Source organism: Symbiopectobacterium sp. (genome assembly GCF_051710365.1).
Lineage (GTDB): Bacteria > Pseudomonadota > Gammaproteobacteria > Enterobacterales > Enterobacteriaceae > Symbiopectobacterium.
Genome location: NZ_JBPETA010000135.1, coordinates 1 through 9,301, shown reverse-complemented (window position 1 = coordinate 9,301; position 9,301 = coordinate 1). Strand labels below are relative to the sequence as shown.

At 51.9% G+C, this 9,301-nt stretch carries 6 protein-coding genes and 2 pseudogenes; 4 read left to right on the top strand and 4 right to left on the bottom strand.

What is annotated here, in order from left to right; genetic code table 11:
- Positions 1–117 precede the first annotated feature (117 nt).
- Positions 118–210: pseudogene (locus ACTBDZ_RS12410) on the top strand (hypothetical protein); the annotation flags it as partial.
- A gap of 717 nt (positions 211–927) precedes the next feature.
- Positions 928–2,658, top strand: coding sequence for an arginine--tRNA ligase (gene argS / locus ACTBDZ_RS12405; RefSeq protein WP_438815536.1), 1,731 nt, complete (start codon positions 928–930; stop codon positions 2,656–2,658).
- A gap of 74 nt (positions 2,659–2,732) precedes the next feature.
- Here argS and murJ read toward each other — a convergent pair whose 3' ends face one another.
- The 4 genes from murJ to rimJ all read right to left on the bottom strand — a co-directional run bounded on the left by murJ (position 2,733) and on the right by rimJ (position 6,618).
- Positions 2,733–4,268, bottom strand: coding sequence for a murein biosynthesis integral membrane protein MurJ (gene murJ / locus ACTBDZ_RS12400; RefSeq protein ID WP_438815535.1), 1,536 nt, complete (start codon positions 4,266–4,268; stop codon positions 2,733–2,735).
- Positions 4,269–4,382: 114 nt separating this feature from the next.
- A complete protein-coding gene (locus ACTBDZ_RS12395; protein ID WP_438815534.1) occupies positions 4,383–5,318 on the bottom strand; it encodes a Gfo/Idh/MocA family protein in 936 nt (311 codons plus the stop codon).
- A 44-nt stretch (positions 5,319–5,362) separates the two neighbouring features.
- Complete coding sequence (locus tag ACTBDZ_RS12390; protein ID WP_438815533.1) at positions 5,363–6,022, bottom strand: DUF480 domain-containing protein; 660 nt, start codon at positions 6,020–6,022, stop codon at positions 5,363–5,365.
- Positions 6,023–6,033: 11 nt separating this feature from the next.
- The gene (rimJ, locus tag ACTBDZ_RS12385; RefSeq protein WP_438815532.1) at positions 6,034–6,618 is read right to left on the bottom strand and encodes a ribosomal protein S5-alanine N-acetyltransferase; all 585 of its coding nucleotides are present in this window, start codon (positions 6,616–6,618) and stop codon (positions 6,034–6,036) included.
- A 352-nt stretch (positions 6,619–6,970) separates the two neighbouring features.
- Here rimJ and mdtH point away from each other — a divergent pair.
- A pseudogene (gene mdtH, locus ACTBDZ_RS12380) lies at positions 6,971–8,177 on the top strand (multidrug efflux MFS transporter MdtH).
- A 184-nt stretch (positions 8,178–8,361) separates the two neighbouring features.
- On the top strand, positions 8,362–8,928 hold the full coding sequence (locus ACTBDZ_RS12375) for a lipoprotein (RefSeq protein ID WP_196906906.1): 567 nt from the start codon (positions 8,362–8,364) through the stop codon (positions 8,926–8,928).
- Positions 8,929–9,301: the final 373 nt, after the last annotated feature.

The following is a 9,301-nucleotide window of genomic DNA, read 5'->3' as shown; positions in this document are numbered from 1 at the left end:
GAACAGTATTCGCATCACGTAACAATCGACCCGATGGGGCACAGTCGTTACAAGTTCTGATTTATTCAACAAAGCCCCCCGATGGGGCACAGTCGTTACAATTTCTGATTTATTCAACAAAGCCTGTGGCAGTTACTGAACAAGGTTCGCCGCTTCATGGAAACCGTCAGCCCGTTTCCCAGTGGAAAACATGGACAGGCAAAAGTGTAGCGGTATTAGGAACAGCTATTTAGCGCGTTTTTTGCATACCATTCCGACACAAGCCAGGTGTAGCGCGCTCTGGATCGTCGACCACAGCACAAAAAGCCTACGAGCTCATGCAACAGATGCTGTAACATTCTGAAACATAACGTGATAAAAATCACTTTATGCTATATCCCTTCATTGTTAATCACATCACCGTATTTGATAAGGATATCGAGCGGCAGCGGAATTTATAAACACAGCGCAACAAATGATCCACAATAACTTATTACGTCTAATTCATACGTAAATTATAGGGATTTAAGGAATATTCTTAAAAGAAAAGATTAATCTTAAACCTCTTGACCTACATTGTAACACCTAACAAAAACAGGTAATTTGTTATCGTATCGCAATAGTATACAGAGAAATAATTATGATTTTAGCCATTTTATCGGTTCTGCTTATTGCCATTGCGGCATATGCAATTTTTAAACATTTTAAAACAAGGGAAAGTCAACGTATCGGAACCAATCATCGGGGAAGAAAGCGTTAACTACTTTTCGCTAGCGCAGGTGTTTTTTTCTTCTTCTTTGTCCCCTTTTTCGACGTGTTACCCCCCTCTTCGTGCTCTATCCCCCTTGCATTTTCTCAGGAAAATTCTCGCGGGGAAGGCTCGTCCTGCTGACGTCTAAGCCCAAATATGGTATAAGCGGGGGCTAAATTTTTATTAAAGGTATCCAGGTGAATATTCAGGCTCTTCTTTCGGAAAAAGTCAGCCAGGCATTGGTTGCAGCAGGTGCGCCCAACGGCACAGACCCGCAGGTGCGCCAGTCTGCCAAGGCTCAGTTTGGTGATTACCAAGCCAATGGTGTCATGGCAGCGGCGAAAAAACTTGGGCTTGCTCCGCGACAACTGGCAGAGACGGTAGTTCAGCATCTGGCGTTGGACGGTATTGCCGCCAAAACAGAGATCGCCGGTCCGGGGTTTATCAATCTGTTTCTGGATGCGCAGTGGTTAGCACAACAAACCGAACGGGCTTTGAACACACCTAAGTTGGGTATCACTCCGATCACGCCGCAAACCATCGTGGTTGACTATTCTGCGCCTAACGTCGCCAAAGAAATGCACGTCGGCCACCTGCGATCCACCATTATTGGTGATGCTGCGGTACGCACACTTGAGTTTCTCGGACATAAGGTTATCCGCGCTAACCACGTGGGTGATTGGGGGACACAGTTCGGTATGTTGATTGCCCATCTGGAAGATGTGCAGAAAGACACCTCCGGCGAACTGGTATTGCCCGATCTGGAAGCCTTCTATCGCGAAGCCAAACTGCGTTACGATGAAGATGCCGCCTTCGCTGAGCGCGCCCGCCACTACGTGGTGAAGTTACAGGGCGGCGACGTTTATTTCCGCGAAATGTGGAGCAAACTGGTTGACGTCACCATGACACAAAACCAGCTCACCTACGATCGTCTAAATGTCATCCTGACCAAAAAAGACGTAATGGGCGAAAGCCTCTACAACGCGATGCTGCCGGAGATTGTTGCCGATCTGAAAGCAAAAGGCCTGGCCGTTGAAAGTGAAGGGGCAACGGTGGTTTTCCTTGATGAGTTTAAAAACAAGGAAGGCGAACCGATGGGTGTCATCGTTCAAAAGAAAGATGGCGGCTATCTCTATACCACCACCGACATTGCCTGCGCCAAGTACCGTTATGAGACGCTGGGCGCCAATCGCGTTCTCTACTATATCGATTCCCGCCAGCACCAGCATTTGATGCAAGCGTGGACTATCGTGCGTAAAGCAGGCTATGTGCCGGAATCAGTATCGTTGGAACACCATATGTTCGGCATGATGCTGGGCAAAGATGGCAAACCGTTTAAAACCCGCGCGGGCGGGACCATCAAACTGGCAGACCTGTTAGACGAAGCCTATGAGCGCGCATTGACGCTGATCGCGGGTAAAAACCCGGATATGCAACAAGACGAGTTACGTGAACTGGCGCGCGTTGTCTCCATCGGGGCAGTAAAATATGCCGATCTGTCAAAAAGCCGTACCACTGACTACGTGTTTGACTGGGATAACATGCTCGCGTTTGAAGGCAATACGGCTCCCTATATGCAGTATGCCTACACCCGCGTTGCCTCGATTTTCAAACGCGCCAATCTGGATAAAGCCGCACTGACGCAGCCTGTGGTACTGAATGATGGGAAAGAAACGGCGCTGGCAACCCGCCTGATGCAGTTTGAAGAAACCATCACTACCGTGGCGCGCGAAGGTACACCGCACGTGATGTGTGCCTACTTGTACGATCTTGCCAGTCTGTTCTCCAGTTTCTACGAGCATTGCCCGATTCTGAATGCTGACAGTGATGCTGTGCGTCAAAGCCGCCTGAAACTGGCCCTGTTAACCGCAGAAACGCTGAAACAAGGGTTAAGCACCCTGGGCATTGAAACCGTCGATAAAATGTAATCAGCGGCGTCATGTCATAAAAACGGTGGCCTGAGCCACCGTTTTTCTTTGGTTCTATCACATATCGGGCCCTATCACATACCTCGACGCGCAAAATCGCGCGGACGGAAGCCAAGCAGCGCAAGCATCACAAAGTAGGTACCCGCCCCGGCCACCACCACCAACATCAGGCGCGAAATACGCACTGTCATGCCGCCAATGTCCCAGGCGGGCATCCACACTAACAACGCGATCAATACCGCCGACATGGCAAGCACCGCGATAACCAGTTTGACCAGAAAAGTTCCCCACCCCGGACGTGGCTGGAAAAGCTGCTGTTTGCGCAACTGCCAATAGAGCAACCCGGCATTCAGGCACGAGGCCAATCCAATGGAAAGTGCCAGCCCGGCATGCTGCAACGGCCCGATAAAGATCAGGTTCATGACCTGCGTCAGCACCAACGTCACCAATGCAATTTTCACCGGCGTTTTGATATCCTGTCGAGAATAGAACCCCGGAACCAACACTTTCACCACAATCAGCCCCATCAACCCGATGGCGTAGGCAATCAACGCCCGCTGAGTCATCAATGCATCCAGCGCGCTAAACTTGCCATACTGGAACAGCGCAACAATCAACGGCTTCGACAAAATGCCCAACGCCACCGCACTCGGCAACGCCAACAGAAAGCAGAGACGCAGCCCCCAATCCATCAGGTGTGAATAGGCATCCTGATCGCCACTGGCAACACTTTTGGCTAGCGATGGCAGCAAAATCGTGCCTAAAGCGACACCCAGCACACCGGACGGAAACTCCATCAGTCGGTCAGCGTAGTACATCCAAGAGACCGCCCCTTCACTGAGAAAAGAGGCAAATATAGTATTAATGATCAACGAGATTTGGCTCACTGATACGCCAAGAATCGCTGGGGCCATCAGCTTCATCACTCGCCCGACACCGGGGTGACGCCATTTAAAGCGCGGCAATACCAACATCCCGATCTTTTTAAGATGCGGCAGTTGGTAAACCAATTGCAGCACCCCGCCCAGCAACACCGCCCAAGCCAGCGCTAACACTGGCGGATCAAAATAAGGTGTGGCGAACAGGGCAAAACCAATCATGCTGATATTGAGAAATGTCGGTGCAAACGCCGGGACGGAGAAGCGATTCCAGGTGTTTAAAACCGAGCCCACCATCGAGGTCAGCGATATCAGCAAAATATACGGGAAGGTGATGCGCAATAGCGCCGAGGTCAGCGCAAACCGATCGGGCGTGGCGGCAAACCCGGGAGCCGTCACCATGATAACCCAGGGCGCGGCGATCATCCCGGCCACGGTCACCAGCGCCAGCACCAGCGTCAACATGCCTGACACATAGGCAAGAAAGGTTCGCGTTGCTTCATCCCCTTGCTGGCTTTTGTATTCAGCCAGTATTGGAACAAATGCCTGCGAGAAAGCCCCCTCGGCAAAAACGCGACGTAGTAGATTCGGCAGTTTAAACGCGACGAAAAAGGCGTCTGTCGCCACCCCAGCGCCAAATACCCGTGCGACAATGGCATCGCGGATAAAGCCCAAAACGCGCGATAACATGGTCATTGAACTGACCGCGCACAATGATTTTAATAAGTTCATCCGATTCGATTCTGTTGTGTCGAGAGTTACAGCGGAACGCAGCCCGCCAGGCGTGGCGACAGTCTACGCATCAGGGGCGGAATAGCCACCCTTGATGAGAGATCACCACAGGATTCAGCATGATGTGAGCAGCGACTCGACCACTCGCTGCGCCAGAATCGCCTGCTCGCCTGATGTTTGGGGTTGAACACCTTTCTCAAGTGAGTTGACGAAATGGTGAACGACTCCCACAAAACCGCGCTGTTCCAAAATACTTTGCCAGGACGGTGCAGGGGATCGCGTGATAATGCCACCGCTTTCCAGCCAGCAGTCACTGAGATTATCGACGTTGTGAATGGCTCCCTGCCCGATCATCTGGACCGACTCGCGCTGACTGCCCGCGCAGCGATGCATGCTGGTGACAACCTGGCAGGTTGAGGAAGCAAACAGATGTTCAGCAAAAACAAGCTGCCCCGCCGCATTATTGCGGATGACACCACCATGTAACGCAGCCCCCTCACCCACCAGCCACAGTGCCGTGTCAACCACGTGCAGATAGTCATCTAACAGGGTAAAACGCGCCGGTTGCGGACCCACGTTATCCGCGCGGTGTTTTTCCACCCGAACAGAATCCGGATGCAGTAGCGTAGATTTCAGCGATTGATAACCGGGAGCGAAACGGCGATTAAATCCAACCATCACGGTTTTTCCCTGCCGATCGGCTAACGCTAGCAGCGCCTCAGCCTGCGGCAGCGTTTCTGCCAGCGGTTTATCGACATACACGTGCACACCAAGGTGCAGTAACGTGCTGATGACGTCGTAGTGGCTGGCCGTGCTGCTGTGTACCATCACAGCGTCGCACTCACTCGCCAGCGCTTGCAGTGACGAATAACCTGACAGGCGATATTGCTGGCAGAGCGTGCGCATTTTTTGCTGATCCGGAGAAAAAACGCCGGCAAACGTCCAGTGTGTTTCCTGGCTCAGCACCGGCAGATAGGCCTTTTGCGCAATCGAACCAAGCCCAACCATACCGATACGGATCCGCCCTGTGTCAGTTTTCGCTGTATTCATTGTGGTGTCACCTTCAGTCAGGGAGCTATTCCCTCGGGCAATACTCAGGATTGTTGCGACAGCAAGTGCGCCAATTGCTGTTTCAATTCAGCCACGTCTTGCTCCAGCACCAGCACCAGCACACGCTGCGCGAGATCCGTCGTGTCAGCCTCCATGGGATCTTCAGCGCTGTCAGTGGCGGATGCAACGGGTTCATCATCGCCAAACAGGTGCATAAACCGGTGCTCCCGCTTACCCGGCTCACGCGCCAAACGCACCACAAAGGGGCCATCTTCCCGCGTTTGCAACTGTGTCAGCGTCTGTTCAACTTCATTGACATCCGCAAATTCATGCAAGCGCGCCGCTCGAGTGCGTAATTCTTCCGGCGTTTGCGCCCCGCGCAGCAACAGCGTCGTGACCAGCGCCACTTCTGCGGAGGAAAACTTCAGATCGCCGAATTCAGAGTTGCAGAACCGGTGCTCATACTTCATTATGCGATTACCAAAGCCGCTGAAGGTTCTGACGACGTGCTTTTTAACCAGCACATCGAGCGTTTGTTGAACCTCGCTATCGCTGAGCTCCAACACCGGCTCGCGGTTGGTTTTCTGATTGCAGGCCGTTACCACGCCATTTAGCGACATGGGGGACTGTTCTGGCGTGGTGAGCTGTTTTTCCAACAAACAGCCCACCACGCGTAACGCTTTGGCATCAAACTGATATTTCATTCTCTGGGCTCCTATCGCTGAGGCGTCCACTGTTCATTCGTAAAGGCAGTCAGAACGTGATCCTGCCAGGTGCCGTCGATCAACAAGTATTTTTTAGCATAGCCCTCACGTTCAAAGCCCAATCGCATCAGCAGATTACCACTGCGCTGATTGTGCGGCATGTAGTTGGCCATAATTCGGTGCATGTGCTGCTGGCGCTGCATATAGCGCAGCGCAGGCTGTAAGGCTTCATACATCATGCCCTGCCCCTGCCATTTCTCGCCGAGCGAATAGCCCAGATAGCACGCGTGAAAGGAGCCACGCAGGACGTTACTGAAATTGGCAACCCCACGCACCTCATTTTCATTCGGATCGAGCAGCAAGAAGTAATAAGCAGCCCCTTGCTTATGCATGTCGTTGATCACACTAAGCCGCGCTTGCCAGCCTGAAGGATAACAATGGCTGGCATCGCGCACCGGCTCCCAGGGTTTTAAAAAATCACGATTCTCCGCATAGTATTCCGCCAGACGCCAGGCATCACGCTCGTGGGCTAAACGCACGAGCAGCCTGTCCGTTGTCATGTATACCCGTGCCGGGGTTGAACGATAGCCAAACATCTCTGCCTCGTTTTTTTCGTTGTTCGATAAGAAAAATTTATCGCGATAATTTGCAGTACAGGTTTAACTGGAAAACCAGCCCTCGAACGGGGAACCACACGCCTGACCACGAAAAACGTCGATACTCGCTACTATAACCGCATCAATTCTCTGGCGTAAAACTTCCTGCGGTGACTTATTACGCAATTACGCCGATATCTCCGCATTTTGGTTAAAAAAAAGTCATTCACGTTGCCATCGCAGACGCTCGGAACGATAAAAAAATATTGTTCTGTAAAGACTATCTTGCCATTTGATTAGGGTACAAAATAGACGTGTTGTAACTCTTTCTTTTTTTCTCTTGTGGTGAAACATGCCTCTGATGTCACAAGCTCGGAGTCTCGGCAAATATTTCCTTTTATTAGACAATATGCTGGTGGTTCTGGGTTTTTTTTGTAGTATTCCCGCTAATTTCCATACGCTTTGTTGACGATCTGGGTTGGGCGGCCTTACTGGTGGGCATCGCACTCGGATTACGTCAGTTTATTCAACAGGGATTAGGTGTTTTTGGCGGTGCCATTGCCGACAGGTTTGGAGCCAAACCGATGATCATCACCGGCATGTTGTTGCGCGCCGCCGGTTTTGTGTTTATGGCTATCGCCACCGAACCCTGGCTGCTCTGGCTCTCCTGCGCGCTCTCTGGCCTGGGCGGCACGCTGTTCGATCCTCCGCGCACCGCACTGGTGGTAAAGCTGGTTCGTCCGCAGGAGCGTGGCCGCTTCTACTCATTACTGATGATGCAAGACAGTGCTGGGGCGGTTATCGGTGCGCTGATTGGCAGTTGGCTGCTGCAATATGACTTTACCGTCGTGTGCTGGGGCGGTGCAGCCCTGTTCGTACTGGCGGCGGCATTGAACGCCTGGCTGTTGCCCGCCTATCGCATCTCGACCGTGCGTGCGCCGATTTCAGAAGGTCTGCTTCGCGTCATTCGCGATCGACGCTTTCTGATTTATGTGCTGACGCTCACCGGCTACTACATGCTCGGCGTGCAGGTTCTGTTAATGCTCCCGATCATGGTCAATGAGATTGCGGGCACGCCCTCGGCGGTGAAATGGATGTATGCGATTGAAGCCACGCTACCGCTCAGCTTGCTCTATCCGATTGCGCGCTGGAGTGAAAAACGCTTCCGTCTGGAACAGCGTCTCATGGCAGGACTGTTTATCATGACGCTCAGCCTGTTTCCCATCGGCATGACAACCACGCTGCCGACGCTGCTGATGCTTATCAGCCTGTTTTACATGGGATTAATTATCGCTGAACCCGCCCGTGAAACGTTAAGCGCGTCACTGGCGGATGCGCGTGCGCGCGGCAGTTACATGGGATTCAGCCGTCTGGGGCTGGCGCTGGGCGGCGCGCTGGGCTATAGCGGCGGCGGGTGGTTGTTTGATACCGGGCATCGGCTTCATATGCCAGAACTGCCGTGGTTTATGTTAGGCATTATCGGTTTACTCACGCTGGCAACCCTGTATTGGCAGTTCAATCTGCGTAAGATAGCACCGGCCATGCTGGGAGAGCATTAAGGTTATCGCTGGCGCTGACTGGCAATTTCTGTGCTTTCAGCGCTATCTGATAGCTAACCTGGGGCTAATAAGGCAGTGTATATCTTCGCCCATTAGCCCCGCAGATTTTCTGCTAAGCTCAAGGCACCCTTTCTATCGTTAAACAGCCATACTTCAGAAACACAGCACGTGCAGAGGAACATCAATGAAAAAATCAGGAATAGCCGCCATTGCCGCAGTGGCGCTGACGTTACTTGTTAGTGGCTGCGATCGGCTCACGCAATATTCTCTTAGCGAGCAAGATGTAAACCGTTATCTGCAAAAACACAATGATTTTAAAAAACAGATCGGCATTCCAGGCGTAGTCGATGCCACCATCGTGTTGAACGATCTCAGCAGCCAGATCGGACGTGCCGAACCGGGCAAAGTTACCCTGTCAGGCCATGCCAAGGTGGACATCAGTTCGTTGCTGGGTGCCCAGTCAGCGGATGCCGTGCTTACTCTGAAAGCACAACCGGTGTTTGATAAAACTAACAGCGCCATTTACCTCAAAGAGATGGAACTGGTGGATTATCAAGTGACACCAGAGAAGATGGATACCGTGTTCAAAACGCTGACGCCCTATTTAAATCAGGCATTAAAGAACTATTTTGATCAGAAACCAGCCTATGTGCTCAGTGATGAAAATAGCAAAACGGAAGCCTTAGCCAAAAAACTGGCAAAAGGTATTGAGGTAAAACCGGGTCAAATTGCCATTCAGTTGACCGATTGAACTTTTATACCCTAAATAATTCGAGTTGCAGGAAGGCGGCAAGTGAGTGAATCCCGATGAGCTTACACAAGTAAGTGATTCGGGTGACAAATCTGCCGGGAGCAGATTTGAACGCCGCGTGCGGCGGCCTCGTAAGAGGTGAGGCCCAGGGATGGGCCGAATAACGAATGCAGCCAACGCACCTGCAACTTGAAGTATGGCGTGTATATCAGGGCGGGTTTCCCCGCCCTGATGACACGATTTACGTGTACTAGGCTGTGTCCCTTAATTGCTTGAGCTATAGTATCCATCTGTTTCTACGACACTTTGGATTATGGCTCGCTACGATCTTTCTGATGAAGCATGGGCAATCATTGAGCCCTTGTTACCAACC

Excerpts from the sequence above, each read along its gene's own strand:
- ACTBDZ_RS12390 (WP_438815533.1), bottom strand. The coding sequence starts at position 6,022 with ATGAAATATCAGTTTGATGCCAAAGCGTTACGCGTGGTGGGCTGTTTG.
- ACTBDZ_RS12375 (WP_196906906.1), top strand. The coding sequence starts at position 8,362 with ATGAAAAAATCAGGAATAGCCGCCATTGCCGCAGTGGCGCTGACGTTA.
- ACTBDZ_RS12395 (WP_438815534.1), bottom strand. The coding sequence starts at position 5,318 with ATGAATACAGCGAAAACTGACACAGGGCGGATCCGTATCGGTATGGTT.
- murJ (WP_438815535.1), bottom strand. The coding sequence starts at position 4,268 with ATGAACTTATTAAAATCATTGTGCGCGGTCAGTTCAATGACCATGTTA.
- rimJ (WP_438815532.1), bottom strand. The coding sequence starts at position 6,618 with ATGTTTGGCTATCGTTCAACCCCGGCACGGGTATACATGACAACGGAC.